This window comes from Nocardia sp. NPDC004711, assembly GCF_053601595.1.
On the sequence record NZ_JBSGCB010000043.1, the window covers coordinates 55,294 to 81,782 of the forward strand.

Sequence of the window (26,489 nt, forward strand, 5' to 3'; positions counted from 1 at the left end):
GAGTAGGGAGTACGTGATGTCGGATTCGATACGGACCGCCGTGGTCACCGGTGCGAGCCGGGGATTCGGGCGGGCGATCGCCGCCTCGCTCGTCGCGTCGGGCGCGCGGGTGATCGGCGTGGCGCGGGACGAGCAGGCCTTGCAGGACGTTCGCGCGGAGCTCGGGGACCGATTCGTGCCGGTGGCGGCCGACGCGACCGAAGAAGCCGTGGCGCAGCAGGTGATTCGCGGGTACCGGCCGGAATTGCTGGTGCTCAATGCCGGGGCCACTCCGCCCCTGGCCCCCGTGCACGAGCAGACCTGGGAGACCTTCAGCCGCAACTGGGAGACCGATACCAAGCAGGCGTTCGTCTGGATCGGGGCCGCCCTGCGGGAGCCGCTGCCTCCGGGGAGCGCGGTGATCGCGATGTCGAGCGGGGCCGCGCTGGCGGGGTCACCGCTCAGCGGCGGATACGCGGGAGCCAAGTCCACCATCCGATTCATCCGGACGTACGCCGCCGAGGAATCGGACCGCGCGGGGCTCGGCATTCGGTTCGTGGCCCTGCTGCCCAGGCTGACACCGGCCACCGGGCTCGGTGCGAAGGCGGTCGAGGGGTATGCCGCCCGGCAGGGTATCGACGTGGAGACCTATCTCGCCGACATGGGGCCGGTGCTCACGCCCGAACAGGTCGGCAAGGCGGTGGTCGAACTCGCCGATGATCCCGGCAGCGCGGCGGAATACTTGGTGAGCGGCGCCGGGCTGAAGCAGATCGGCTGAGGGGTCGCGACCATGACGACCAGCGCACCTCCGGGAGTAGCGGCCATGCCCTCCGACACCGAACAGCCCGCGGTCACCGCACCGCCGAGCGAGCGCGAATTCACAGCTCTCACACAGCGATTCCGGCCGGAGCTGCTCGCGCACTGCTATCGCATGCTGGGGTCGGTGCACGATGCCGAGGACCTGGTGCAGGAGACCTACCTGCGGGCCTGGCGGGGGTTCGGCGGGTTCGAGGGCCGGTCGTCGCTGCGGCACTGGCTGTACAAGATCGCCACCATGGCCTGCCTGACCGCGCTGGAAGGGCGCTCGCGCCGGCCACTGCCGTCGGGGCTGGGCGCGCCGGAGGACGATCACCGGGTGGCGATGGCGGCCCGGGAGCCCGGGGTGGCGTGGTTGCAGCCCGCGCCGGACTCGTTGTTCGGGCTCGACGATCCGGCCGCCATCGTGGCCGGGCGGACGGGGGTGCGGCTGGCCTTCATTGCGGCACTGCAACTGCTGCCCGCCCGGCAGCGCGCGGTGCTGACGCTGCGCGACGTGCTGGCCTTCCGGACCGCGGAGGTCGCCGCCATGCTGGACACCACGCCGACCGCCGTGGACAGTGCGCTGCGGCGGGCGCGGAGCCGAATGGCGCAGGCCGGGCCGGTGGAGGCGGACCTGGCCGAGCCGGACGAACTCGCCCAGCGGCGGCTGCTCGACGGCTATGTCGACGCGTTCACCCGCGCCGACCATGCCGCGCTGCTCGAACTCCTGCGTGCCGACGTGGAGATGGAAATGCCGCCCACGCCAACGTGGTTCACCGGCCGCGAGGCAGTCCTCGGGTTCCTGCGCAGCCGTATCCTGCGGCCGGGCCTGTGGCGTTTCACGCCGACCCGCGCGAATGGCCAGCCCGCCTTCATCGTTCACAAACGCGTCGACGACCACCACTACGAGGCCTACGGGATCCACGTCCTGACGCTGATCGGGGCCAGGATCGGGCGCATCACCGCGTTCAACGACCCGGCCCTGGTCCGCACCTTCGGCGCGGCGGCCGCGCTCGAACTCTGAGGCCCGGCCCGCCGCGAGATTGGAAGCGGGAGCGGCGGATACGGCGATGCCCGCCGTGTGCGACACGGCGGGCATCGTCAGGAATGTCCGAGAACGTCAGTTCTGGAACAGGTCTCGCAGCGATTCGGGAGCCTTGTACTGGCAGGTGTTGGCCAGGCAGCCCAGATCCCACATCTGCTCGATGGCCGACAGCACCGAGTAGTGGTCGGCGACGTCGGTGGACGTCTTGTGATGGGGCTGGGGCTTGCCCTGCTCGCCCTGCTCCTTGTGCACCTTGTCGGAGTTGATCACCAGCAGCGGGGCGTCGCCGCCACCGAGCACGGTGCCGTTGGCGCCGACCGGGCTGCCCGGGCCGCCGGAGAAGCCGGAGTAGTCGTTCTCGTCCCAGGCGATCACGATGCTGGAGCGGGTCTTCTTCCAGACGTCCGAGTTCGTGATCTTGGTGACGGTGTCCTTCAGATAGTCGTCACCCAGGTGGATCGGGCCGTGCGCCACACCGGAAGCCGGCTCCTCACAGGTCGGCTTGTTGATCAGCGTCGCGGCCGCGTGGGAGAGGCCGTGCATGTCCGAGCACTGGTCGGGGCTGATCCAGGTGAAGGCCGGCACGTTGCCGCTCTTCAGGTCGGCGTCGAAGTTGTTCTCGAACGGCACGACCTTCTGCAGGCGGGCGTTGCCGGGCGAGTTGACGTCCGAGAAGTACATGAACGGGTTGTGCTTCTGGGCGTACAGCTTGACCGTGGTGCCGTTGACATCACCCGGCGCGAACTCGCCCTGGAAGCCGGCCGACGGCATGCCGCCCATGTAGGCCTTCCAGGACTTGCCCTTGCCCTCGAGCTCGTCGACCAGGTTCTTGCCGGCGAACATGTGCGGCTTGGCGGTCGCGCTGGCGATCTGTGCCGGGGTCAGCGCGGCGCCGGAGGTGCCGTCGCCGGAGTTCGGCACGAATTCCTCGGGGGCGCAGGTGGAGTCGGCGCCGGCCTTGCAGTCGTCCCAGATGCCCTGGAAATCGCCCGAGAACATGGAGAGATAGTTCGGCAGACTCGGGTGGGTCACACCGTGGAAACCGGTGGACACGCCGTTGTTGCCGGCCAGTTGATTGATGAACGGCGCGTCGGCGGTATTGCCGAGGATGTCGTCGTCTCCCTGGTTCTCCATCATGATGTAGAAGATGTGTTCCGGCGCCGCCCCTTGGCCGTTCCCCGGATCGGCCGACGCGGACGCGCCCACCAGGCCGCTGAACGCGCTCACTGTCGCAGCCACGGTGACTGCGATCTTCCGACCCAACGATGCCCTTGCCATATGCGTGTACTTCCTTCATCGAGCGAGATTGCCGATGCAGCTTCGCAATCGGGTCAGGAAACGATCAACGCGAGCAAACCGAACAGTACGCGAACGGAGAGCAAGCAATTGCTAGGTTGCAGAACCATAGCTGACCAGGCATAACTGGGCAGCGCAGGCTGGGCCGGGCCGCGGCAGCCGCACCGACATGCGGTAACGTTCGGCCATGGCTGGAGCACTGTGCCCCGGGTCGTTCGACCCCGTGACCAATGGACATCTCGACGTGATCGCCCGCGCCGCCGGGCAATTCGACGAGGTCGTCGTGACCGTCGTGGTGAACCCCAACAAACAGGGCATGTTCACCGTCGAGGAGCGGATGGACCTGATCCGCGAGGTTACCGCCCACCTGCCCAATGTGCGGGTGGAATCCTGGCGCGGCCTGCTGGTCGACTTCGCCAAGCAGCAGGGCATCACCGCCATCGTCAAGGGCCTGCGCGATGCCACCGACTTCGGCTACGAGCTCCAGATGGCCCAGATGAACCGCAAGCTCACCGGTGTCGACACCTACTTCATCGCCACCAACCCGGCCTACGGCTTCGTCTCCAGCTCTCTGGTCAAGGAGGTCGCCGCCTACGGTGGTGACGTCGCCGACCTGCTCCCGCCGATCGTCCACAAGCGCCTGCTCGCTCGCATCGCCGAACGCCGGGCCTGATCGCCACCGCAGGGGCGCAACCCCTTCCGCCGCTGCGGAATCCGGCCCAGTTCAGAGTGCGCGGATCGCGGTGTCACAGTGCGCGGATCGCCAGGCCGCGCGGTTCGGGCGCCGGGGCCGGCTCGATCCGGCCGTCCGGGCGGCGCCGGCGGGTGGCCAGGGCGGACCGCAGGCGCCGGGCCGGCCGGCCCCGGACCAGGTCGTCCCAGGTCCAGCGGACCACGTCGAAACCGAGGGCGCGCAGATAGGTTTCGCGGGTCCGCTCGCGCTGCACGGCGGCCGCGAGGTCCTGACCCGGCCGCAGCAGCCGGCCGTACTCGGTGGGCCCGTCGAATTCGCAGAGGACACCGGCGGATTCGTAGTAGAAGTCGACCCGGCCGACGAACCGGCCGTCCGGGGTCAGCACATTGCCCTGCGATCGGGGCAGCGGTAGCGCGTGCTGCTGGATCATGGTGCGGCTGAGGGACTCGCCGATGCTCTGACTGCGGCCGTCGAGCATCGCGATCACCTGCTTCGCCTGGCCGATCCCGTAACGGCCCTTGGCCCGGGCGAGCTCCTCACCCAGTTCGGCCGCTCCCAGCCCGAACATGCCTGCCAGCGCGTCGCCCGCCACGACGGCCGCGTCGAACGGCAGGGTCAGGGCCAGATCCACCACCGTCCGCGCCGGGGTGGTGACCAGCAGCCCGTCGAGCTCCGCCGCCGAACCCACCGGCGAACCATGGACTTTCGTACAGGGCCTGGTCCGGCCGCCGCCACGCCGGTTGCGGGTGACGCACACCCGGTCCAGGGGAGTGCGCCACAGCGTGGTGCCGTAGAGCACGGCCGCCGACTGATGACTCACCACGGTGCCCGCCGCCATGTCCGGCAGCACGGCTCGGATCAACTGCCGATGCTGATCCCGCCGGTCCAGGGCCGACGTGAGCCCGTGCTGTCCACGTCTGCGCTGTTGCGCGAGGCTCCGCTGCTGCCCGTGCCCCCGCGGCTGCCCGAGGCTCCGTTGTGCGCCGCACCCCTCGAGCAGCGCTTGCCGGGATCCGCTTGTCCCGCACCGCCGTCCGCCACTCCCGGCCGACCCCTCGGCGCTGGTGGCGATCGTCTCGGCCGTGGCGCCCATCGCCGCGGCGGCAGCCGTGATCCGGGTGGTCACTCGCCCTCCCGGCGGGGCGGCTGCGGGCGCCGGTGCCGCACGCACGACCCGCGGACCCGCCCCGTCGGCCGCTGTGGTCGCGGCCCGGCCGTATCCCGCCGTCCCCCAAGGCATCCGCGCCAACGGTCCATGTCGGAACCCCTTTCGTCGTCGATGCTGTCTTGGACGCCGACAGGCCGAAAAGGGTTCCCGCACACGCGGAGAACACCGAGCGGGTGGGGGCTCAGAACACCCAGAGCCGGAGGGTGAGGAAGCGCATGGTGCCGACTGCGGCGGTGATGCCCAGCACTGCAATGGCTTCGGTGAGACCGCCGATGCCCGGCTCGGTGACCTCGAGAATGGCCAGCCCACCCGAGGTGATGGCCAGTCCGGCCAGCGCGAGCGCGCCGCCCTCCAATTGCGCTGTGTACCAGCGCACCCGGTCGGCCGCCTGGAAGGTGAGCCGCCGGTGCATCTCGTTGGCCAGCGCGGTGCTCACGATGGAGCCGGCCAGATTGGCCAGCTGCGGGCCGCCGCCATAGAGCGCGAGGAACAGCAGGATGTAGCCGACATTGCTGAGGCCGCCCACCAGAGCGAAGCGAATCAACTGCGCGAAGACCGCCTCGCCGCGGAGCCATACCCCGAGCCGGCCCAGCCAGCGCGAGCCCGTCGCGTGCAGGGCTTCGGTGCCGTGGGCGAGGGCCTCCGTGCCGTAGGCCAGGGCCTCCGTGCCGTAGGTATAGGTGTTCACCAGCCCGGTCACGGGCATCGTCGCCCGTTCCGGAATCTCGTGGACAGCCATCGTCTTCCCCATCCGAACACATCGGTGTCGGCCGGGCGGTCCGGAGTTCTTCCGGGCCAGCCAGTGGCCGACACGTTCTCGCCCTTCCACGGTAACACCAAGTGGAGTGGATTCCTCCACTTGTTTTTGTGGTCTGTGAAACAGGCCATGTTCCGGAAAACCAGCGACACGCCGTGTCGGACCTTGTTGACAGCGCTGAGATTGGCAGACTGGCGGAAGCGGAGAGTCTCGCCGTGAGTCCTGGCAGGAGAGTGGGGTAGCACATGTACCGGGTATTCGAAGCGCTCGACGAACTGGTGGCCATCATCGAAGAGGCCCGTGGCATCCCGCCGACCCGCAACTGCATCGTGCCGCGCGGTGAGGTGCTGGAACTTCTGGATGATGTCCGCGAGGCCCTGCCCGGCGAACTCGACGACGCCCAGGACGTGCTCGATCACCGCGACAAGATCGTCACCGATGCCCGCACCGGCGCCGAGACCACGGTCAAGACCGCCAACGAGCAAGCGCACCACACGGTCACCTCCGCGCGCGACGAGGCCGACCGCATCCTCGCCGACGCCAAGGCGCACGCCGATCGCATGGTCGCCGAGGCCCGCGCCCACGCCGAGCACCTGGTCGGCTCGGCGGAGGAGGAGGCCGAGCGCACCGTCGCCGACGGTCAGAAGGAATACGACACCCTCACCGGCCGGGCCCGCGCCGAGGCCGACCGCCTGGCCGTCGCCGGACAGGCCTCCTACGACCGCTCGGTCGCCGAGGGCAAGGCCGAGCAGGACCGTCTGGTCTCGCAGACCGAGGTGGTCCGCGCCGCCCATGCCGAATCCGCCCGGCTCATCGACACCGCCCAGGCCGACTCCGACCGTCTCCGGCAGGAATGCGACGACTACGTCGACGGCAAGCTCGCCGACTTCGAGGAAACCCTGCACAACACGCTGCGCATTCTCGGCCGCGGCCGCCACCAGGTCCGCCCGGGCGGCTCCGTCCCCGACTACGCCTCCGAGTTCCGCCGCTGAATTTCCGATTGGATCGCCCGCTTTCGTCCCATTTGGGTCGCGAGCGGGCCCTTCGGTATTGTTGGGTGGTTGCCCATCCCACACCTAGCGTGAGTGAGTTCAGAGATGTCCGCCGATTCCGGTCATGGTTCGCGTCATCGTCACAAGACGATCGACGCGGGCTTCGTGCTGGACGTACGCAGTCTCGGACGTGCCCCCGGTTCCATGCGCGAGCTGCAGCGCACGCTGACGACCGCCGAGAAGATCGGCCTCGATCTGGTCGGCATCCCGGCCGGTGCGCAGGTCGAGCTGGATCTCACGCTGCAGTCGGTCTCCGAGGGCGTGCTCGTCACCGGCACGGTGTCCGCTCCCATCGAGGGCGAATGCTCGCGCTGCCTCGAATCGTTCACCGACGAGATCGAATTGCAGCTCACCGAGCTGTTCGCCTACCCGGACAGCGCCACCGAGCAGACCACCGAGGAAGACGAGATCCCGCGCCTGGTCGACGATTTCATCGACCTGGAACCGGTGATCATCGACGCCGTCGGCCTGGAGCTGCCGCTGCAGCCGCTGTGTGAGCCGGACTGCGCCGGATTGTGCCCCGAATGCGGCGTCAAGATGGCGATTGCGGGTTCCGGCCACGGTCATGAGATACTTGACCCTCGCTGGGCCGGACTCGCCAAGTTCTCTGACAATGAACACAGCAACGCTGAGTCCACCGACGCGGAGACCGTGTCGGACCCATCAACCGATTCCACCCTTGCGGGACACAACGGTGCCGCAAGTAAGAAGACAGAGGAGAGCTAGTCGTGGCCGTTCCGAAGCGCCGGATGTCCCGTGCCAACACCCACGCGCGTCGCAGCCAGTGGAAGGCCGCCGCGCCGACCCTGATCACCTGCCCGAACCGCGCCTGCGGCCAGAAGACCCTGCCGCACATCGCGTGCCCGAGCTGCGGCACCTACAAGGGCCGTCAGGTCACCTCCGCGATCTGATTCGCTTCAGCCGACCGTGACCGCCAGCAAGGATGCGGCGGATATTCCCGCCGTAGGTGATGCAGCCGACCATGCCAGTCTGCTCGAGGCACTCGGCGTGGACGTACAACCGGAGCTTCTGCGCCTAGCGCTGACGCACCGGTCGTACGCCTACGAGAACGGTGGCTTGCCGACCAACGAGCGCCTGGAGTTCCTGGGCGATTCGGTGCTCGGCCTGAGCATTACCGAGCGCCTCTATCTGGAGCACCCGGACAAGTCCGAGGGTGAGCTGGCGAAGCTGCGCGCGAGCGTGGTGAACATGCACGCGCTGGCCGAGGTGGCCCGCTGTCTCGGTGAGGGCGGTCTCGGCCGCCATCTCCTGCTCGGTAAGGGCGAGGAGCTCACCGGTGGCCGCGACAAGCCGAGCATCCTGGCCGACGGCATGGAGTCGCTGCTGGGTGCGGTGCACCTGCAGCACGGCATCGATGTGGCACGCACCGTCGTGCTGCGGCTGTTCGCCGAACTGCTCGAGCGTGGTCCCCGCATGGGGGCCGGGCTCGACTGGAAGACCAGCCTGCAGGAGCTGACGGCCGAGCGCGGCATCGGCGTGCCCAGTTACGAGATCACCTCCACCGGGCCCGACCACGACAAGGAGTTCACCGCCACCGCGGTGATCGGTGGTCAGGGTTATGGCCAGGGGGTGGGCCGCTCCAAGAAGGAAGCGGAACAGAAGGCCGCGGGCGCGGCCTACAAGGCGTTGAACGCCGAGAACGCGCCCGAGGGTTCGGCCGACGGCTCGAAGAGCTAGATGCCCGAACTTCCCGAGGTCGAAGTCGTCCGGCGCGGGCTCACCGAGCATGTGGTGGGCCGCGTCCTGGACAGGGTGACGGTCAAGCATCCGCGTTCGGTGCGCCGGCACGAGCTGGGCGGGGACGATCTCGCCGCCCGACTGACCGGTCTGCGCGTCGAGAACGCGCAGCGGCGGGGGAAATTCCTGTGGCTCACCTTCGATGAGCCCGACACGTCTCTGGTCGTGCATCTCGGCATGTCCGGGCAGATGCTGGTGCAGCCCGCGACCGCGCCGCTGGAGAAGCACGCGCACATCATCGCCGCCCTCGACGACGGGAACGAACTGCGGTTCGTGGACCAGCGCACCTTCGGCGGCTGGATGCTCTCGGATCTGGTCGAGGTGGACGGGACCTGGGTGCCGGAGTCCGCCGCGCACATCGCGCGCGATCCGCTGGATCCGCTCTTCGACGCCGATGCCGTGGTGAAGACCCTGCGCGGCAAGCAGTCCGAGATCAAGCGGCTGCTGCTGGATCAGACCGTGGTGTCCGGTGTCGGCAATATCTATGCCGACGAGGCGCTGTGGCGGGCCGAGATCCACGGTGAGCGCTCGGCGTCCAAGCTGACCGGGCCCGCGCTGCACACGCTGCTCGGCGAGACGCGGAACGTCATGGACGAGGCGCTGCGGGCCGGGGGCACCTCCTTCGACGCCCTCTACGTGAACGTCAATGGCCAGTCCGGGTACTTCGAGCGGTCGCTCAATGCCTATGGGCGCGAGGATGAGCCGTGCCGGCGCTGTGGTGCGATCATGCGCCGGGAGAAGTTCATGAACCGTTCGTCTTTCTCCTGCCCCCGTTGCCAACCCCGCCCGCGCGGCTGAGACCAGCGGGTATTCTTCGCTTCAAGGTCATTCCAGTGTGGCCGAGCCTCCCTATCCCGTCTGTCGAGGCGCTACCTTTTTCACTAGCGGCATGTGTTGTGCCGGCTGGAGGAAACAATGCGCAAACTGACCTACTACGTCGCGGCCACCATCGACGGATTCATCGCCACCGATGCGGGCTCGGTCGACTTCTTCCCGGTCGGGGGTGACCATGGGCCCGCGATCATCGCGCAGTATCCCGAGACCCTGCCGACCAAGGTTCGTCAGGTGCTGGGCGTCGACAAAACCTGCCAGAACTTCGACACCGTGATCATGGGCCGCAAGACGCACGATTTCGGCGTCCGGACCGGCACTTCCAGCCCGTACGCCCATCTGCGGCAGTTCGTGGTGTCCACCACGCTGCCGGAGAATCCCGCCCCCGATGTGGAGTTGATCGCCGGGAACCCGATCGAGCGGGTGCGCGAGCTCAAGCGTGAGAAGGGGCTCGGCATCTGGCTGTGCGGCGGCGGCGAGCTCGCCCAGACCCTGCTGCCCGAGATCGACCAGGTGTTCCTGAAGCTCTACCCGATGGTGCTGGGCCACGGCCGCCCGCTCTTCGGCACGGCCGGTCACCTGCCCGAACCCGCCCGGTTCCGGGTGCTCACCAGCCGCGTCTTCGAGGACGGCGTGGCCTTCATCAAGTACAGCCGGGTGCGCTGACCGCCGCTATGCCAGGTCGTGGTCGAGCGGGTAGATCGCGGCCTGGGTCCGATCCCGGACACCCAGCCGCGTCAGGATGTTCGAGACGTGGTTCTTCACCGTGCCCTCGCTGACATACAGGGCGCGAGCGATCTCCCGGTTGGACGCGCCGGTCGCCAGCAGGCGCAGGATCTCCGATTCCCGTTTGGCCAGGTCGGCGGCGGGTTGCGGGCCGGTGCCGCGGCCCGGGTCGCGCAGCATGCCGAGCACGCGAACCGTCGCGGTCGACGTGCTATGCCGCCGGACCGACGGCGCTGTCGCTGATGTTCCTGCTGCCCGCGCCGATCGTCCGGGTGGGCCATGTGTTCGTGGGCGCCGGCATGATCTGGCTGGCCATGTGGCTGCGGGCGGCGGCCGGGCGTGCCGCCGACCGGCTGCCGCAGTACAGCTAGCCTGGCCTCAGAGGATCGCGACCGCCACCACCAGGCCGATGGCGATGTGCGCGGCGGACACCACCACGGACTCGGTGCTGAACTCCGGATTCTTCAGCACCGCACCGATATCGATGCCGAGCACGAATTCCAGGCTGCGCATCGCGATAACCTGGGCCACGATGCCGACCAGTCCGTAGATCGTGGTGGCGATCAGGCCCTCGGCGAGCTTGCCCGCCTGCGCGTAGATGGCCAGCACCACGATGAACGCCGTGCTGAGCATGGCCGCGGAGCTGATGATCACGGCGTTCGGCAGCCCGCGCGCCACCATGGCGCGCAGGGGGCCCGGGGTGGTCCAGTCCACGGCCTGGAAGCCGATGAGCAGCAGTACCAGGCCCAGCAGGGCGTAGCACAGGATCGCGCCGACGCCGCGTCCCAGGGAGTGCCAGTACCCGGCTTCGAGTGCGAGAGCGGTGGTCATCGGGATCCTCCGGGTCGGGGTGAATCGGGCGGTGGCTACTGCGGTGTGTGGTGGCTACTGCGGAATGCGGTGCGGGACGAAGGTGGAGCTGTCGTCGGTGATCAGGCCGACGGTCTCGCGGATACCCAGTCCCGCGGAGGTGTCGCCCACGATCCAAGCACCCAGCACCGGTCGCATGCCGTCGAATTCGGGGAGCGGGTCCAGCAATTGATAGACATACCCCTCGGCGCCGTAGACGCCCCCGGTGGCGGTCTCCATACCAGCTCCGACGATGGTCATGTTCGCGCCCTCGCGGCCCAGCTTCGGCTTGCGGATGTACTCGGTCAGTTCGTGCGGGTCGTCGAGGTAGGCGGGCAGCAGGTTGGGGTGGCCGGGGTACATCTCCCACAGCACCGCCAGGATCGCCTTGTTGGACAGCAGGGACTTCCAGAGCGGTTCGATCCACATGGTTTCCGGCAGGGACTCCACCACGCGGCGGCCGAAATCGTCGTCGAGGGCCCATTCCCACGGGTAGAGCTTGAAGATGGCCTCGATGGGAGCCTCGGCCAGATCCACGAAACGGTGCAGCTCCGTGTCGAATCCGACGTCCTCGATGGGCAGGGCGACGGTGTCGAATCCGGCCTCGGCGGCGGTCTCCTGCATGTAGGCGGTGGTGACATTGTCCTCGCCGGAGGAGTCCGCGCCCGACCAGCTGAAGTGCAGCTGCGAGCCCGGCAGCGTCTCGCGCATCTCACCCCAGCGCTCGACCAGCTTCTCGTGCAGCGAATTCCACTGGTCGTCGTCCGGGTGGGTGTCGGTGAGCCAGTGCCACTGCACGATTGCCGCCTCCAGCAGGGAGGTGGGCGTATCGGCGTTGTATTCCAGCAGTTTCGCCGGGCCGCGGCCGTCGTAACGCATGTCGAAGCGGCCGTAGATGTGCGGATCGGAGCGGTGCCAGGACTTGGTGATGGGTTCCCAACTCCATTGCGGCAGACCGAAATCGGCGAATCGCTCGGTCAGCACCACCTGTTCGACGGCGTGCAGGCACATGGAGTGCAGCACCTCGACCTGCGCCTCCATGGCCAGGATCTCGTCCATGTCGAACTCGTAGTGCACCGACTCGTCCCAGTAGGGCCGGGGTTGCCCGTTCGGGTATTGCCCCGGCGAGCCGTAGACCAGACCCTGACTCTCGATGATCCGCTGCCAGCCCGGCCGCGGAGTGCTGCGTACCCGCCGCACTAGGAACCTCCACCGTGGATCTTCGCGCCGAGTCCGCCGCGTTGAATCGTGCTGCCGCTCTTGGTCTTCACCGTCGCACCGCTGGGCGCCGTCGTGCTACCGCCGCTGGGCGCGTGCCCGATGGTGCCGGTGCCGCCGTAGTAGTAGCGATACGAGTGCCCCGCCAGGAAGAAGAAGCCCGGGTGAATCCCGCTGTCCCCGTGGTCCGTCGCATCCGAACAGTAGTTGTCCGGAACGACGATCTCCTGATTGTCCTGGGTCGCGGTGACACTCTGGCCCGCTCCGATGGGCACGCTCTCACCCTTGTTGGCCACCACCGTGCAAGAGGCGGTCACCTCGGGCCCGTTCCACGCCTCCGCCACCAGGTACCCGCCGCCGACCAGCGCCGCGATCCCCACCACGGCGGCACCGCCGATGAGTAGTCGCTTCTTCTTGCGCTGCTTGGCTTCCGCGGCCTCCGCCTCGGCCCGCTCCTGCTCCTCGGCCCGCTTCCGGGCCTTCTCCCGTGCCCGCGCCTCCGCGACCGTGGGCGGCCGCGGCTGGGTGATCCCCGCCTCCTGCGTGGTGATGCTGCCACGTCGCCTCGGCGCGGCCGGTTCGTCCACTGTCGCGGGCAAAGCCGGTTCCGCCGGCTCCAGCACCGGCCCGGGCAGGACAAACCCGGCGTTGCCCAGCAGCGGCCCCGGCGCGGCGGTCGGGCCACCGGTCCCGGGCCGCCCGAAAGCTCCGGGCCCGCCATGGAATTCCCCCGCGAGATGATGCGGCGCGTGCTGCTCGCCGCCGTGCTCCGCCCCGAAATCGGCCGGCATCGGCAGCGTCGGCTGATGCCCGGCCGATCGATCCGCACCGGGCTCGCCGAAACCGCCCGCGCCGCTCTGAGATTCACCGGATCCGGATTCGTTCGGCAGCGCGAGCGTCGGTTCGTAGCCGCCCGGGCGACCCGGGCCCGGCTCGCCGAATTGTTCGGACTTGCCGCCCGCACCGCCTGCGCCGGATTCGGCGGGCAGCGCGAGAGTTGGCTCCTGGCCGCGTGGTTGACCTGGTGTGGGTACTCCGGTCGAACCAGGTGCGGAGTCCGAACCTCGCGCGGTCTCCGGTGTGAATCGGACGGTCGGGTCGGTGCGGCCGATGGGCGGCGCGGTCTCGTCGTCCGGATCGCTGGGAAGCGGGTAGTGCTCGTGGCCCGGGTGGGCGGGATCGGCTGGGGCGGTATGGGATTCGGCGGGGTGTGCGGGGTCCGGGGTGGGGCGGTCCGGGTTTTCCGGACTACCGGGACGGTCTGTGGACATTGGTCGACTCCGTGGGCTCGCCGCTCGCTAGCGTTCTTCGAATCCTGTCATGTCGCCCGCGGCGGCACTCCAGTCTTCCACCACCAGGTTTACCCGACCCGGTGTCGTACCGGAACGTAGCAGGTCGAGCAGGGTTTCGCAGCGATCGCGGGGCCCTTCGGCCACGACGTGCACGCGGCCGTCGCTGTGATTGCGGGCATAGCCGGTCAGGCCCAGTTCCAGGGCGCGCGAGCGCGTCCACCAGCGGAAGCCGACGCCCTGGACCAGGCCGTGGACCCAGGCGCTGAGCCGGACCGGTTCACCGCTCATTCGTCGACGCGGAAGGTCAGGTTGACGGTGGTGCCCGCCTTGAGGGTGCGGCCGACCGTGCAGACCTTGTCGACGGCGCGCTGCGCGGCGACCAGCAGGCGGTCGCGGGTTTCGGCGTCGAGTTCGCTGAGGTCGAGCTCGAACTCCTCGGTGAGCTCCGGGTACACCTCGTTCTCGCGGTCGGCGTCGCCGGAGACGTGCACGGTGGCGTCGAACGTCTCGCCCAGCCGGCGCGCGAGGGTGAAGTCGGCGCTCAGGCCGGTGCAGCCCGCCAGCGCGATCTTCAGCAGCTCACCCGGGGTGAACGCGCCCGGCACGCCCGCGGACGCGATGAGCACCTCGCCACCGCGGTTGTTGCGGCCGGTGTAGGCGCGGGTGCCGGTGCGCTCGGCCCACAGCTTGACCGGCTCGGCGGCCGGGTCGGTGGTGGCGGTCTGCGGTGCGGCGGTCTGCTCGGACATAAGGAAGATCCTCCCATTGGGTCACCCGGGGCAACCATCTGGTTGCCGCTCGTTCGGAACGCCGAGGTCGTCAGCGGAATTCCGTCATCAGCTCCGGGGTGATCTCTTTCAAGCTGCCGGCGACGTACGCCGCCAGCGCGAGGGCGTCCATGGCGGGCGGGTACTTGGGATGCGGAACGGCGATGACCGTCATGCCCGCGGCGTGGGCGGCGCGCAGGCCGTTGCTGGAATCCTCGATGGCCACACACGCGTCGGGGTCGATGCCCAGCCGCGCGGCGGCCTCGAGGTAGCCGTCGGGCGCGGGCTTGCCGCGCGCCACCTCCTCGGTCGACACGGTGGCGGCGAACAGGTCGGTCACGCCCATGTGATCGAGCACCACGTCGATCAGCCGGCGCGGCGACGAGCTGGCCAGCCCGAGGGTGTAGATCCCGGCCAGCCGGCGCACGGTGTCGACCGCGTCCGGCATGAGCGGCAGGTGGTCGCCGTAGCGGGCGGCCATCCGGGTGATGACGTCCTCGGCGACCTCGTCGGGTGTGCGGCGGCCGTCGAGCAGCTCCGCGCTCAGGTACCGCGACCATTCGGCCGTGCTCATTCCCATGAGCCGGTCCTGGGTGTCGGGCAGCCAGCGCCCGCGCATCTCCTCGACGTACGCGCGCCGCACCTCCTCCCAGATGGGTTCGGTGTCGATGAGCACACCGTCCATGTCGAACACGATCGCAACAGACATGTCCTCCATGGTGGTTCATCACCGTCCGGGTACCCGGCATCGGGGGCGCATGTGGCGCGTCCACTGAATGGGATCGCGGTGCGGAACCGCGTCGCCCGCTCGCGCGCGGCGTTAGCGTCCGAAGCGAAAGACGCATACCCGCAAGCGAATACCGAGGTGGGCCGTGGGCACGGTCATGGACATCTACGATCCGGAGCTCTATGTGTCCGGGCCGATCCACGAGATCTTCGCCGATCTGCGGCGCACGGACCCGGTGCACTGGCAGGAGATGCCGGGCGAACCCGGCTACTGGGCGATCCTCAAACACGCGGATGTGGCGCACGTGGCCCGCAATCCGGAACTGTTCTCCGCCGAGCGGGAGGGCGTGATCTTGGAGAATCAGCCGCCCGAACGCCTCGAGCAGACCCGCAACATGCTGCTCATGATGGATCCGCCGCGGCACACCGACTACCGCAGGCCGCTGGCCGAGCACTTCAAGGCGCGGGTCATCGGCGAGCTGGAGGACCGGGTCCGGGAGCTGACCCGGAACCTGCTCGAAAGCGTCGACGGCGATGTCGAATTCGTGCACGACGTGGCGGGCGTGCTGCCCAGCCAGGTGGTGGGCGGTCTGTTCGGGATTCCGGTCGCGGACTGGCCGAGCATCCGGCGCTGGGCCGAACAGTCCACCAGCCAGCAGGATCCGGACCTGGTCGGCGATTTCGACGTGACGGCCGAGCTCACCAATATGGCCATCTACGCCATCCAGTTCGCCATGGCGCGGCGGGCCGAGCCGCCGCAGGCGGATCTGACCTCGCTGATCCTGGGCGGGTCCTACGGTGGAAAACCCATGTCGGACCTGGAGTTCGGCAGCTTCTTCACCCAGCTGGTGACCGCGGGCAACGACACCACCAAGACCATGCTGTCCTCGGGTCTGGAACTGCTGCTGCGGCATCCCGGGCAACTCGCGGCATTGCGCGCGGATCCGGCGCTGATTCCCGGTGCGGTGGAGGAGATCCTGCGATACGCCAACCCGCTGCACTACTTCCGGCGCACCGCCACCGCCGACACCGAGATCCGCGGGGTCCCCATCAAGGCCGGGGACAAGGTGGCCATGTGGTACACCTCGGCCAATCGGGACGAGGACGTCTTCGACGACGCACAGCGCTTCGACATCCGCCGAAATCCCAACCCGCACCTGTCCTTCGGGCTGGCCCAGCACTTCTGCCTGGGCGTACACCTGGCCCGGCTGGAGGGCCGGGTGTTCTTCGAGGAGCTGCTGGCCCGCTTCCCGGCAATGGAGCAGACCGGCGAATCCCGCCGGATCCGTTCGAATCTGAACAACGGCCTCAAGACCTTGCCGCTCCGCCTGACGCGGTAAGTTCGCGCGTCCATCACCACGGCGACGCCCGGCCGTTACCCGCACCCGCGACTCTGTCGGGATCTCGGCGCACCCGTCCGGGTGGCCAGAGGTGAGGAGACGGAATTGAGTCAGGTGCGGGGACTGGGTTACCGGCTGGCGGCTGCCGGGGTCTGCGGGGTGCTCGGGCTGGCGGCCGCCGGGTGCGGGAGCAGCGGGGATTCGGCGGCGCACGATCAGCATGTGCTGCTGCTGTCGATCGACGGCATGCACCAGTCGGATCTCGCCGGTTATGTGGCGGCGCACCAGGATTCGGCGCTGGCCAAGCTGGTCGCGCGCGGCGCGCAGTACACCGGCGCGCAGGTCCTGGCGCCGGCCGACTCCTTCCCGGGCACCATGGCGATGATCACCGGCGGCAGCCCCAAGACCACCGGCGTCTACTACGACGACACCTGGGCCCGGGACCTGCTCCCCGCTGGCACCAAGGACTGCGCCACCGCCAAGAAGGGTGCGCAGGTCCCGCTGACCGAGGAAATCGACAAGAACACCGACGAGCTCGACGGCGGCCAGGGCCTGACCGGTCTGCCGGACGGCATCGCGGCCATGACCGGAGATCCGAGCTCGGTGCTGGATCCGGCCAAGCTGCCGGTGGATCCGGCTACCTGCAAGCCGATTTCGCCGTCCGACTATCTGAAGGTGAACACCGTCTTCTCGGTGGTGCACGACGCCGGGCAGCGCACCGCCTGGTCGGACAAGCACCCGGCGTACCAGATCATGAACGGCAAGGGCGGCCGCTCGATCGATGACCTGTTCACCCCGGAGATCGACAGCAAGTCGCCGAAAGGTGATGCCTGGACCAAGGACTCGGACCAGACCAGGCGTTACGACACCTACAAGGCCGACGCGGTCGTCAACGAGATCAACGGCAAGGACCACTCCGGCGCTCAGCAGGTCGGTGTGCCCGCGGTGTTCGGCATGAACTTCCAGGCGGTATCGGTCACCCAGAAGCTGCCCGCGTCCAAGGGCTACTCTGCCGATGGGAAACCCGGTGCGCTGCTGTCGGCTTCGCTGGATTTCGTGGACCAGCAGATCGGCCGTTTCGTCACCGCCCTGGACCGGGCGGGCCTGACCGGCACCACCACCATCGTGCTGACCGCCAAGCACGGGCAGTCGCCGATCGATCCGAACGCGCTGACCCGGGTCGACGACAAGCCGATCATCGATGCGGTGAACAAGGAGTGGGCGGCCACCCACCCCGAGACGCCGAAGCTGATCGCGCACTCCATCGACGACGCCGCCATCCTCTGGTGGCTGGCCGACCGTTCGCCCGAGGCCACCGCCTTCGCGAAGCGAAAGCTGCTGGAGGCCAGCGGGACCGGCACCGACATCAATGGCAACCCGAAGCCGTTCACCGCGTCGGGCGTGGACACCGGCCAGGTGTACGCGGGCGCGGACGCCGTCAGGTACTTCGGTGCGGATGCCGATGACACCCGCGTGCCCGACCTCTTCGCCGGTACCAACGGCACGGTCTACACCGCCGGCAAGTCCAAGATCGCCGAGCACGGTGGCACCAGCCCCGACGACCGCCACGTTCCGCTGGTGGTCGTGGGCTCGGGCATCTCGAAGCACGATGTCCCCGACCAGGTTTCCCTCACCCAGGTCGCTCCGACCATCCTGGCCCGCCTCGGCCTGGACCCCCGCACACTCGACGCCGTGAAATCCGAACACACGGCGACCCTGCCGAGCTAGGGGGTCCATACCAGATCAGGGAGCTCTCGACGCGGAATTCTGTCCGATACCGCGCGGTGAGAGCTCCCTGATCGCTGTCCGGGGGGATTTACGACTGGAAGCGGTAGCCCATGCCCGCCTCGGTGAGGAGGTGTTTGGGCTGGGAGGGGTCGTCCTCGAGTTTGCGGCGCAGCTGGGCGAGATAGACACGCAGGTAATGGGTTTCGGTCGCATAGGACGGGCCCCAGACCTCGCGCAGGAGCTCACGGCGGCCGACGAGCTTGCCGCGATTACGGACCAGCATCTCCAGCACGCCCCACTCGGTGGGAGTCAGGTGCACGTCGTGGCCGTGGCGGGTCACCTTCTTGGCCGCGAGATCGACGGTGAAGGAGGCGGTTTCGATGACCGGCTCGGCGGTGTCGGCGGTACTGGCCGAGCGGCGGACGGCGGCGCGCAGCCGGGCCAGCAGTTCGTCCATGCCGAAGGGCTTGGTGACGTAGTCGTCGGCGCCGGCGTCGAGGGCCTCCACCTTGTCGGAGGAGTCGGTGCGGGCGGAGAGCACGATGACCGGGGCGGTGGACCAGCCGCGCAGGCCGGCCAGCACCTCGATGCCGTCCATATCGGGCAGGCCGAGGTCGAGAATTATGACGTCCGGGTGCTTCTCGGCGGCCGCGCGCAGGGCCGCGGCCCCATTGGACGCGGTGGTCACCTCGTAGCCGCGGACCGACAGATTGATGCGCAGGGCGCGCAGGATCTGTGGTTCGTCGTCGACCACGAGCACTTTGATCGGCGCTGCCGCCGCGTTCGTCACCCGACCTCCTCTTCGGTGTTCGCGGGGTCGTCCCCCGCGGGCAGATCGATCACCATGGTCAAACCGCCGCCCGGGGTGGGCTCCGCGTGCACGGTGCCACCCATGGCGTCCACGAAACCGCGCACCACCGACAGGCCCAGGCCCACGCCGGTGGAGGTGTCGCGGTCGCCGAGCCGCTGGAAGGGCTCGAACAGCTGGTCCTCCAGACCGGTCGGTACGCCCGGACCGGTATCGACCACCGTAACGGCCACCCGCTTGCCGACCTGCTCTGCCGCCACCCGCACCATCGAATCCCTGGGGGAGTAGCGGGCGGCATTGTCGATCAGATTGGCCAGGACCCGTTCCAGCAGACCGGGATCGGCGCGCACCGAGACGGTGTCGACGTCCACCTTCACCCGGTCCATGGTGGTGCGGCGCATGCCGCGGGTGCCCATGCCCATGAGCGCGTGATGCACCACCTCGTCGAGGTAGACCTTGCGCACCTGCGGCTTGATCACGCCGACCGCCAGGCGCGAGGAGTCCAGCAGGTTGCCGACCAGCGCGGTCAGCTGATCCACGGATTCCTCGATGGTCTCCAGCAGTTCGGCGGTGTCCTCGGGGGAGAACTCCACATCGTCGCTGCGCAGGCTGGACACCGCCGCCTTGGCCGCGGCCAGCGGGGTGCGCAGATCGTGGCTGACCGCCGACAGCAGGGCGCGGCGCAGCTTGTCGGCCTCCATGACCGCCTGTGCGGCGCTGGCCTCCTCCTGCAGCTGCTTCTGTTGCACCAGTCCCGCCGCCTGATTCGCGACCGCGCCCAGTACCAGGCGGTCCCCGGAGGTCACGGGACGTCCTCGCAACAGCAGCCAGTGCATGTCATCGCCTGCCTCCAGAGCGGTTTCGGCATCGCTGACCTTCGTCGGCGGCCGCTCGCCCACCGACGCGATGACCTCGTCGTCGGTGACCAGGCTGACGGCGTCCTGGCCGTAGGTCTCGCGGGCGCGTTCGAGCAGATCCGGGAGATCCGCGCCGTGCAGCACCGAGCCCGCGAACAGCGTCAGCAGCTCGGCCTGGCGAGAGGCCTTGCGCGCCTCCAGGGTTCGCTTGGCGGCCACATCCACCAGCGCCGCGACCGCGACCGCCACGAACAGCAGCACCACGATGGTGAGGAAGTTGTCGAGCTGGTCGATGGTGAGGCTGTAGCGGGGTTCGGTGAAGAACCAGTTCAGCAGGACGCCCGACAGGAGCGCCGACAGCGCCGCGGGGGCCACGCCGCCGAGCAGCGCGACCGCGATGACGCCAATGAAGAACAGGGCACTCTCACCGCTGAGGTCCAGCAGGCGATCGAGCCAGAAGTAGATGACCGCGCAGATCACCGAGGGCACGATGAACGCGGCCGACCAGGAGCCGACCTTGCGCTCGCGCCGGGTCAGCGAGGACCAGCGGAAGCCGCCCTTGTTGGATTCCTCGTGGGTCACCATGTGTACGTCGATCTTGCCCGACTCCTGCACCACGGTGGCGCCGATACCCTCGTCGAGCATGCGCGCCCAGCGTGAGCGGCGGGAGGTGCCCAGCACCAGCTGGGTGGCATTGACCTGACGCGCGAAATCCAGCAGCGCCGTGGGCACGTCCTCGCCGGTGACGGTGTGCAGGCTGGCGTCGAGGCTGGTGGCCAGGTCGCGCAGGCGGTTCAGCCGTTGTGTCGAGACGCCGGCCAGGCCGTCACCGCGCACGATGTGCACCACGATCAGCTCGGCGCTGGATTTGGCGGCGATGCGGCTGGCGCGCCGCACGATGGTCTCCGATTCCGGGCCGCCGGTCACGGCGACCACGACGCGTTCGCGCGCCTCCCAGGTGGTGGTGATCTTGTGGTCGGCACGGTATTTGGCGAGCGCGGCATCGACCTGATCGGCCAGCCACAGCAGCGCCAGCTCGCGCAGCGCGGTCAGATTGCCCGGGCGGAAATAGTTGCGCAACGCCGCGTCGACCTTCTCGGCGGCGTAGACATTGCCGTGGGACATGCGGCGGCGCAGGGCTTCCGGCGTGATGTCCACCAGCTCCACCTGGTCGGCGGAGCGAACCACCCAGTCCGGCACGGTTTCCCGCTGCACCACGCCCGTGATCTGCTCGACCACGTCGTTGAGGCTCTCCAGGTGCTGCACATTCACCGTGGACACCACGTCGATGCCCGCGTTCAGCAGGTCCTGGACGTCCTGCCAGCGCTTCTCGTGCTTGCTGCCCGGGACATTGGTGTGCGCCAGCTCGTCGACCAGCACCACCGCCGGATGCCGCCGCAGCACGGCGTCCACATCCAGTTCGGGCATGGTGGTGCCGCGATACTCGATCATCCTGGGCGGGATGCGCTCGATTCCGGCCAGCAACTCGGCGGTCTTGCTGCGGCCGTGGGTCTCGACGACGGCGGCCACCACATCGCGCCCACGCTCGAGCCGCCGATGCGCTTCGGCGAGCATCGAGAAGGTCTTGCCTACGCCGGGGGCCGCGCCGAGGTAGATCCGTAGTTGGCCGCGTTTCAACGTAAAATAACCTTTCGTGTCCCTCGTGACGGTCCGCGCAGTGATCTACCTCCGAGTCAGTTTGGACACGTCCGGCGAAGGTCTGGCAGTCGAACGCCAGCTTGAGGACTGTAAGCGAATCGCTGAAGCTCGAGACTGGTCCATATGTGAAATTTATACGGAAAAACCGGTCTCAGCCTTCGCCAAGGCTAAGAAACGCCCAGCGTATGACCGTATAGTCGAGGACTACCGCGCCGGCCGTTTTAACGCTCTCATTACGTGGGACCTCGACAGATTGACCCGCCGGCCCCGCCAGCTCGAGGACTGGATCGACGCCGCCGAGGCTAAAGGGCTGCGCCTCGTAACGGCCAACGGCGAAGCCGATCTTCAGACAGACGGTGGACGTACGTACGCGCGGATCAAGGCCGCGGTCGCCCGCGCGGAGATGGAGCGGAAAGGTGCTCGGCAGAGCCGGGCTCTACGTCAGAGGGCTGAGAAAGGGCATCCGCCGAAGGGGCCTCGGGCAACTGGCTACACATCAAACGGCGACATCGTTCCTGATGAGGCCGCCGCGGTCCGTGCGGTGTTCGAGGCGTTTGCGAACGGCTCATCGCTGAGGGCAATCGCTGCAGCACTCTCCGGCGCTGAACCTGTCGTGCAGCGGATCGGCGGCTCGATGGTGCACGACCTTCCAGGCTCGGTGCCTTCGCTGCCTGGTCGAAGCGGCCGGCCCTGGAACCCTGCGACGGTTCGGCATATCCTCCGAAGTCCGCGGTACGCCGGCTGGAGCATGATGGGCGGCGAGATCGTAAGGGACAGTGCCGGCACACCGATACGAGGCAGTGGGAACCGATCATCTCGGACGGGGTCTGGCTGGAAGTGCAGCGGCGCCTAGACAGTCCGGCACGAAAGACGAACCGTGCCGGCACGGATCGTCGTCATCTCGGGTCTGGGCTATACCTTTGTGGACCATGCGGGACAGCCCGAGGAAGGGGCAAAGCGCATGAGACTCGCTACAGATGCGCCGGCCACCTCGCGAGGTCTCGTGAGCAGGTCGATACCTACGTTCTGAAGTACATCCGGAAGCGCCTCGCCAAACCCGACCTCGCTGACCTACTGGTCCAGGATGGGGATGAGCGTCTTGAGGACCTGGCAACGCTAGAGAAGGTGCAGCGCGACCGAATTGTACGAGCGCGGGCTGACTACAAGGCCGAGCTGATCGATGGTGATCTACACAAAGAGATCCGGGCGGAGGCGGAGGCGGAGGCCGCCCGCTTGGAGGCCGAGAGGTTGGACCTAGCGGCCGGAACCGCTGCCTCTGCAATCCTCCGGGCGAAGTCGCCAGTGAAAGCATTCGATGTCGCTGATCTGGCAGCGAGGCGGTCCGTGATCGATCCTGCTATGTGAGGTGCGACTCTGGCCTGCACCCCCGTGGACGACAGCAGTTTGACCACAGGACAGTCGAGATTGTCCCAAGGTAGCCCTCATGTAGGGCTTTGTCCTCAAACCCGGTGGTGCGCACCAGGTAGTGCCGACCTGGGACAGCGTGCCGGCGGCCGGACTGTCGGTAAATCAATCGCTTTAGAGACAAGGAGAAGGGTCCGCCCGCTAACGCCGGTCCACTGTCACAAATTGTGAAAAGCAAACACTTCATAGTTGGGGGCGTTAGTGTTCGCCTGTCCTCGAGCAGGCGCGGGGTGAACGACCGGGAGGGACACATGACAACGAACTGTATTTTGGGACGAATCGGCTGGGCCGCACAGGCTTTGGTGGCCGCGAGCGCCGTGGTGGAAGGGTTCATCACCGGCGTCGAACTCTTCGCCGACGGCGGCATGGCACAGGTCTGAGCAACCAAGCCGTGACACGCGCGCCGACATCCATTCCCGGACCCCCGCTGAAGGGCGCTCCGGCCATCTGGGGTCCCCGTAGTCTTCGCCGAAAATCGGGCGGATACAGCGTAATCCACTGTCTGGCAGGGTATTGCGCAACGAACTGGCTTCTGAACACTTCTTCCTGCGGTAGCGTCGGGTCGCTCGCCCGGAGCATCCACGTTCGGCCGACGATCGTTTTCCGAACACTGGCAAGGCTCGCAGCCAGGGCTACCGGGCCTCGGGCTGGTGCACCGCGGGCCCGATCGTGATGTGTGCGAGCAACCCCGGCAGGTCGATGCCCAGATGTCGGGTGACCTCACGCAGCGCGTTCGAGTGCGGCCCGCGAGGACGGGTAACCAACAGTCGATTCCCTACACGCGCTGCGGCGGGACCTTCTGCATGCGCACGCGGGCATGATCCGTGCCCGCCGGCTCGAAGACCAGACCGAGCAGGCCTGGTGCCTGACCCTTGCCGCCAACGCCGTAATCGCTTGGACCACTGAGTATTACGGGCTCGCCGTCGACCAGATGCGCCGAGCCGGGCGCCGGATCGATGACGATGTGCTGGCGCATATCAGCCCGGCGCACAGCGAGAACATCAACTTCTTCGGCGCGATCGAGGTCGACATCGACGCCGAACTGGCTCAACTCGGCCCCACTGGCTATCGGCGGCTGCGCGTTCGTGACACCCTGTTCTGACCGGAGCCCGTGAGAAGTGCTGTCGCTGAGGGTTACCCGGTGGTGGCTGCCGCGCCAGCGATGACCACCTCGAGGCACTCGCGGAACAGGTCGTCGACTGTGCGACCGGGCCGGAAGTATTCGGTGATGCCGGCTATTACGGTCGGGTGCTGTTCGGTGAATGCCGTCATGTCGAACTCGTTCAGCGCGTCGGGGTCCGGGCGAGGGGCCTGCTCTTCGAGGACGTGGCCCACGGTGAAACGCTCCACCGTCAGCACGATCACCCGAGCCCGGTGCAGCGGAATACCGTGTGCCACCAGCGTGCTCATCGCGAGCTCGGAGATGTCGGCCATCTTCAGCGAGAGCTGGGAAGCCGACAGCACACGCGCACCGTCGGGGTGGGCCAGCAGCGCGCGCCGCAGCCGCTGCGCCAGCCCGCCGAGCCAGTCCTGCCAGCGCTCGTTCGGCGTCGGCGGTGACAGCTCACCGAACTCCTGATCGAGGATCGCCTCGGCGAGCGCGGTGACCAGAGCTGCCTTGCTGGGCAGATGCCAGTACAAGGTCGGCTGCCGTACACCCAGTCGTGCGGCCAGCTTGCGCAGGGTCACCCCGTCGAGGCCCTCGGCATCCAGCAATGCGATCGCTTCGGCGACGATGCGCTGTCGGTCCAATGTCAATGCACACCTCCCATCACGACTCTATCACTGATAGAGTCGTCTCTATCGGTGATAGAGACGGGCATGAGTCTTCGCCGACATCGCACGACGCAGGAGGATGAAAATGACACACCGGCATTCGATGCGGGATTTGCTGCACCGGGCGACCCACCGCGTTCCCGGGGTTCCCGCTCACGCCGAGCGGACGCCCGGCCACCAGGGCGCCACGCGCCACGGGCAGGCATGGCGGAACCCCGCTGCCCGCCACCGGTCGCCCAACCACCAGTGGAATCACTCACCCGCCCGCCCGCCTCGGGTACTTGTGGGCTGGCAGACGCGGATCGCGGCGTTCTTCGGTCAGGAACTGCGATGAAGGCCGCGGTATTGCACGAGATCGGGAGCGTTCCCCGATACGAAGACTTCCCGGATCCGGTGGCCGGCGAGGGGGAAGTGATCATCGACGTGAAGGCTGTCGCGGTCGAGAACGTCGACAAGGCGATCGCAGCCGGAACGCATTACGCCAGTGGGCAATTCCTCACCGAACTCCCGGCGATCCCTGCCTTCGACGGCGTCGGCACACTGCCCGACGGCATCCTCGTCGGCTTCGGCAACCCCCGACGGCCTTACGGCGCGCTCACCGAGAAGACCGTGGTGGCCGCCGCCGCGTACGCCCCGATCCCCGAGGGAATCGATCCGGCCGTCGCCACCGTGCTGGCCACGGCCATCACCGGCATGTCCATCACGACGGCCGCCGGTTTCGTTCCCGGCGAGACGGTACTGATCCAAGGGGCCACCGGCGTCGCCGGGCGACTCGCGGTCCAGGTGGCCCGGCTGCTCGGCGCGGGGCGGATCATCGCGACCGGCCGTGACGATGATCAGCTCCGCGACGTGCGGGCGCTCGGAGCCGACACCGTCATCAATACCGCTGTCGGCGACGACGCGCTGGCGCGGGCGTTCACCGAAGCCAAGGGTGACGGCTACGACGTGGTCCTGGACTATCTGTGGGGACGGCCGACCGAGATCTTGTTGCGCACCCTGGTTCCGGAGTCGTTCGCGTTCGGAAAACCGACGCGCTTGATCCAGGTCGGGGAGGCCGCCGGCCGCGGGCTCACCCTCACTGCCGAGAGCCTGCGCACCTCCGGAGTCGAGATCTACGGTGCGGCCAAGGGGCTCGACGCGGAGACCATGGGCACGGTGTACGGGCAGATCGTGCAGTGGACACGGTCCGGCGAGCTCACCTTCGACCTGGCGACGATTCCGCTGAGCGACATCGAAACCGCGTGGCAGCAAACCGATCTGCGCGGGAAACGACTCGTCGTACTGCCATAGCCCGGGGATCTTTACCGTTGACCCCAGCTGATGTGGCGTTCGTCGACCCGGACCGCGGTCGACTGCCAATCCGGCGACGAGGCGTTCCGAATCGTCGCCGCGGCCCTGACCGCGAATCAGGGGTGGCGTCGGTGTCGATGTCGGTCGGGGTCGATGGAGATGCCCTGGTCGACACGCCTTGCTGTGGCACCGGCTGGCCGGTGGCGCCCTTTAGGCTTGCCGACCAACTACCCCGGGTTTGTTCCTGCGGGGGTTGCCTGTTGCAAGTTCGGTTCTTCTCCGGACCTTCCCGACGACGTGAGGAGTTCGACGATGATGACTGTGGCACCAGCCAGTAACTGGCCCCTCGGGCTCGGCAGCGCAGCGGTGTTTCCCGCCCGGGACGGCGGCCTGAGAGCACCGTTCATCCTGGTGGGGGACTCGGACATGACGGGCGCCGATCCTGGCGCCTTCGCCCGGCAACTCGATAGCCCGGGGTACTCGTTCCGCGAGGCGCTGCGCGCCGCCGGCGCCGATTTGATCCTGGTGTCGCTGGGCACCAGCGACACCCTCGATGGCGCCGCCCACCGCAGTGTGCTGGAGGTCTTGCTCCGCGCGATCGGCGAGCGCCTGGGCTCGACTCCGCTCACGGTCTGCGGCATCGGGCGCGG

30 protein-coding genes and 1 pseudogene are annotated in these 26,489 nt (G+C 68.1%); 17 read left to right on the forward strand and 14 right to left on the reverse strand.

Annotation, left to right across the window (positions count from 1 at the left end; translation table 11 throughout):
* Positions 1–16: 16 nt before the first annotated feature.
* On the forward strand, positions 17–757 hold the full coding sequence (locus ACWEKS_RS34770) for an SDR family oxidoreductase (protein ID WP_452344033.1): 741 nt from the start codon (positions 17–19) through the stop codon (positions 755–757).
* Positions 758–769: 12 nt separating this feature from the next.
* Complete coding sequence (locus ACWEKS_RS34775; RefSeq protein WP_452344034.1) at positions 770–1,801, forward strand: sigma-70 family RNA polymerase sigma factor; 1,032 nt, start codon at positions 770–772, stop codon at positions 1,799–1,801.
* Positions 1,802–1,897: 96 nt separating this feature from the next.
* Here the strand turns inward: ACWEKS_RS34775 and ACWEKS_RS34780 are convergent, their stop codons facing one another.
* The gene (locus ACWEKS_RS34780; RefSeq protein ID WP_452344035.1) at positions 1,898–3,049 is read right to left on the reverse strand and encodes an alkaline phosphatase family protein; all 1,152 of its coding nucleotides are present in this window, start codon (positions 3,047–3,049) and stop codon (positions 1,898–1,900) included.
* 256 nt (positions 3,050–3,305) lie between these two features.
* Here ACWEKS_RS34780 and coaD point away from each other — a divergent pair, with 256 nt between their 5' ends.
* Positions 3,306–3,791 carry a pantetheine-phosphate adenylyltransferase gene (coaD, locus tag ACWEKS_RS34785; RefSeq protein ID WP_379386787.1) on the forward strand — a complete coding sequence of 162 codons (486 nt, stop codon included), beginning with the start codon at positions 3,306–3,308 and terminating at the stop codon, positions 3,789–3,791.
* A 73-nt stretch (positions 3,792–3,864) separates the two neighbouring features.
* Here coaD and ACWEKS_RS34790 read toward each other — a convergent pair whose 3' ends face one another.
* Positions 3,865–4,938, reverse strand: a complete 1,074-nt coding sequence (locus ACWEKS_RS34790; RefSeq protein ID WP_452344036.1) for a hypothetical protein — start codon at positions 4,936–4,938, stop codon at positions 3,865–3,867.
* Between the two features lie 223 nt (positions 4,939–5,161).
* A complete protein-coding gene (locus ACWEKS_RS34795; protein ID WP_452344037.1) occupies positions 5,162–5,719 on the reverse strand; it encodes a GtrA family protein in 558 nt (185 codons plus the stop codon).
* A 263-nt stretch (positions 5,720–5,982) separates the two neighbouring features.
* Between ACWEKS_RS34795 and ACWEKS_RS34800 the strand changes: the two genes are divergently transcribed.
* From ACWEKS_RS34800 to ACWEKS_RS34825, 6 genes are all read left to right on the forward strand, one after another.
* A complete protein-coding gene (locus tag ACWEKS_RS34800; RefSeq protein ID WP_364613692.1) occupies positions 5,983–6,729 on the forward strand; it encodes a DivIVA domain-containing protein in 747 nt (248 codons plus the stop codon).
* Between the two features lie 105 nt (positions 6,730–6,834).
* Positions 6,835–7,515: a YceD family protein gene (locus tag ACWEKS_RS34805; RefSeq protein ID WP_452344038.1), complete on the forward strand. Its 681-nt coding sequence runs from the start codon at positions 6,835–6,837 to the stop codon at positions 7,513–7,515.
* A gap of 2 nt (positions 7,516–7,517) precedes the next feature.
* On the forward strand, positions 7,518–7,700 hold the full coding sequence (gene rpmF / locus ACWEKS_RS34810) for a 50S ribosomal protein L32 (RefSeq protein WP_040859971.1): 183 nt from the start codon (positions 7,518–7,520) through the stop codon (positions 7,698–7,700).
* Between the two features lie 16 nt (positions 7,701–7,716).
* Positions 7,717–8,487 carry a ribonuclease III gene (gene rnc, locus ACWEKS_RS34815; protein WP_354837808.1) on the forward strand — a complete coding sequence of 257 codons (771 nt, stop codon included), beginning with the start codon at positions 7,717–7,719 and terminating at the stop codon, positions 8,485–8,487.
* On the forward strand, positions 8,488–9,345 hold the full coding sequence (gene mutM, locus ACWEKS_RS34820; protein ID WP_452344039.1) for a bifunctional DNA-formamidopyrimidine glycosylase/DNA-(apurinic or apyrimidinic site) lyase: 858 nt from the start codon (positions 8,488–8,490) through the stop codon (positions 9,343–9,345). It abuts the gene before it with no gap.
* A gap of 117 nt (positions 9,346–9,462) precedes the next feature.
* On the forward strand, positions 9,463–10,044 hold the full coding sequence (locus tag ACWEKS_RS34825) for a dihydrofolate reductase family protein (RefSeq protein ID WP_452344040.1): 582 nt from the start codon (positions 9,463–9,465) through the stop codon (positions 10,042–10,044).
* 6 nt (positions 10,045–10,050) lie between these two features.
* On the opposite strand, the gene ACWEKS_RS34830 is transcribed toward ACWEKS_RS34825, so the two are convergent.
* Positions 10,051–10,284 carry a helix-turn-helix domain-containing protein gene (locus ACWEKS_RS34830; RefSeq protein WP_452344041.1) on the reverse strand — a complete coding sequence of 78 codons (234 nt, stop codon included), beginning with the start codon at positions 10,282–10,284 and terminating at the stop codon, positions 10,051–10,053.
* A 62-nt stretch (positions 10,285–10,346) separates the two neighbouring features.
* Here ACWEKS_RS34830 and ACWEKS_RS34835 point away from each other — a divergent pair, with 62 nt between their 5' ends.
* The gene (locus ACWEKS_RS34835) at positions 10,347–10,475 is read left to right on the forward strand and encodes a hypothetical protein (RefSeq protein WP_452344042.1); all 129 of its coding nucleotides are present in this window, start codon (positions 10,347–10,349) and stop codon (positions 10,473–10,475) included.
* A 7-nt stretch (positions 10,476–10,482) separates the two neighbouring features.
* On the opposite strand, the gene ACWEKS_RS34840 is transcribed toward ACWEKS_RS34835, so the two are convergent.
* From ACWEKS_RS34840 to ACWEKS_RS34865, 6 genes are all read right to left on the reverse strand, one after another.
* The gene (locus ACWEKS_RS34840; RefSeq protein WP_452344043.1) at positions 10,483–10,935 is read right to left on the reverse strand and encodes a DUF350 domain-containing protein; all 453 of its coding nucleotides are present in this window, start codon (positions 10,933–10,935) and stop codon (positions 10,483–10,485) included.
* A 54-nt stretch (positions 10,936–10,989) separates the two neighbouring features.
* The gene (locus tag ACWEKS_RS34845) at positions 10,990–12,153 is read right to left on the reverse strand and encodes a glutathionylspermidine synthase family protein (RefSeq protein WP_364613715.1); all 1,164 of its coding nucleotides are present in this window, start codon (positions 12,151–12,153) and stop codon (positions 10,990–10,992) included.
* Positions 12,153–13,442, reverse strand: coding sequence for a hypothetical protein (locus tag ACWEKS_RS34850; protein WP_452344044.1), 1,290 nt, complete (start codon positions 13,440–13,442; stop codon positions 12,153–12,155). Before ACWEKS_RS34850 ends, ACWEKS_RS34845 begins: the two co-directional genes overlap by 1 nt.
* Before the next feature lie 27 nt (positions 13,443–13,469).
* Positions 13,470–13,751 carry an acylphosphatase gene (locus ACWEKS_RS34855; protein WP_364613721.1) on the reverse strand — a complete coding sequence of 94 codons (282 nt, stop codon included), beginning with the start codon at positions 13,749–13,751 and terminating at the stop codon, positions 13,470–13,472.
* Positions 13,748–14,212: an OsmC family protein gene (locus ACWEKS_RS34860; protein ID WP_452344045.1), complete on the reverse strand. Its 465-nt coding sequence runs from the start codon at positions 14,210–14,212 to the stop codon at positions 13,748–13,750. Before ACWEKS_RS34860 ends, ACWEKS_RS34855 begins: the two co-directional genes overlap by 4 nt.
* Positions 14,213–14,282: 70 nt before the next feature.
* Positions 14,283–14,939, reverse strand: a complete 657-nt coding sequence (locus ACWEKS_RS34865; RefSeq protein ID WP_452344046.1) for an HAD family hydrolase — start codon at positions 14,937–14,939, stop codon at positions 14,283–14,285.
* A gap of 163 nt (positions 14,940–15,102) precedes the next feature.
* Here ACWEKS_RS34865 and ACWEKS_RS34870 point away from each other — a divergent pair, with 163 nt between their 5' ends.
* The gene (locus ACWEKS_RS34870; protein WP_452344047.1) at positions 15,103–16,296 is read left to right on the forward strand and encodes a cytochrome P450; all 1,194 of its coding nucleotides are present in this window, start codon (positions 15,103–15,105) and stop codon (positions 16,294–16,296) included.
* 114 nt (positions 16,297–16,410) lie between these two features.
* Positions 16,411–18,024: an alkaline phosphatase family protein gene (locus ACWEKS_RS34875; protein WP_452344056.1), complete on the forward strand. Its 1,614-nt coding sequence runs from the start codon at positions 16,411–16,413 to the stop codon at positions 18,022–18,024.
* An 88-nt stretch (positions 18,025–18,112) separates the two neighbouring features.
* Here ACWEKS_RS34875 and ACWEKS_RS34880 read toward each other — a convergent pair whose 3' ends face one another.
* Positions 18,113–18,814 (reverse strand): response regulator, encoded by a 702-nt coding sequence (locus ACWEKS_RS34880; RefSeq protein WP_354837780.1) that lies wholly within the window; start codon positions 18,812–18,814, stop codon positions 18,113–18,115.
* Positions 18,811–21,327: an ATP-binding protein gene (locus ACWEKS_RS34885; RefSeq protein ID WP_452344048.1), complete on the reverse strand. Its 2,517-nt coding sequence runs from the start codon at positions 21,325–21,327 to the stop codon at positions 18,811–18,813. The genes ACWEKS_RS34880 and ACWEKS_RS34885 overlap by 4 nt, the downstream gene beginning before the upstream one ends.
* A gap of 16 nt (positions 21,328–21,343) precedes the next feature.
* Between ACWEKS_RS34885 and ACWEKS_RS34890 the strand changes: the two genes are divergently transcribed.
* Together ACWEKS_RS34890 and ACWEKS_RS34895 are read left to right on the forward strand one after the other, a co-directional pair.
* Positions 21,344–22,201, forward strand: a complete 858-nt coding sequence (locus ACWEKS_RS34890) for a recombinase family protein (RefSeq protein WP_452344049.1) — start codon at positions 21,344–21,346, stop codon at positions 22,199–22,201.
* Positions 22,202–23,024: 823 nt separating this feature from the next.
* On the forward strand, positions 23,025–23,153 hold the full coding sequence (locus ACWEKS_RS34895) for a hypothetical protein (protein WP_452344050.1): 129 nt from the start codon (positions 23,025–23,027) through the stop codon (positions 23,151–23,153).
* Positions 23,154–23,405: 252 nt separating this feature from the next.
* Here ACWEKS_RS34895 and ACWEKS_RS34900 read toward each other — a convergent pair whose 3' ends face one another.
* Entirely contained in the window at positions 23,406–23,537 is a 132-nt protein-coding gene (locus ACWEKS_RS34900) for a hypothetical protein (RefSeq protein ID WP_452344051.1), read from the reverse strand.
* Between the two features lie 5 nt (positions 23,538–23,542).
* On the opposite strand from ACWEKS_RS34900, the pseudogene ACWEKS_RS34905 reads away from it, so the two are divergent.
* Positions 23,543–23,875 (forward strand): annotated as a pseudogene (locus ACWEKS_RS34905) (Tn3 family transposase); the annotation flags it as partial.
* 32 nt (positions 23,876–23,907) lie between these two features.
* Here the strand turns inward: ACWEKS_RS34905 and ACWEKS_RS34910 are convergent.
* Positions 23,908–24,531, reverse strand: a complete 624-nt coding sequence (locus ACWEKS_RS34910) for a TetR/AcrR family transcriptional regulator C-terminal domain-containing protein (RefSeq protein ID WP_452344052.1) — start codon at positions 24,529–24,531, stop codon at positions 23,908–23,910.
* A gap of 348 nt (positions 24,532–24,879) precedes the next feature.
* On the opposite strand from ACWEKS_RS34910, the gene ACWEKS_RS34915 reads away from it, so the two are divergent.
* Complete coding sequence (locus tag ACWEKS_RS34915; RefSeq protein ID WP_452344053.1) at positions 24,880–25,839, forward strand: quinone oxidoreductase family protein; 960 nt, start codon at positions 24,880–24,882, stop codon at positions 25,837–25,839.
* 312 nt (positions 25,840–26,151) lie between these two features.
* A partial coding sequence (locus ACWEKS_RS34920; RefSeq protein WP_452344054.1) for a hypothetical protein occupies positions 26,152–26,489 on the forward strand: 338 nt, incomplete at its 3' end.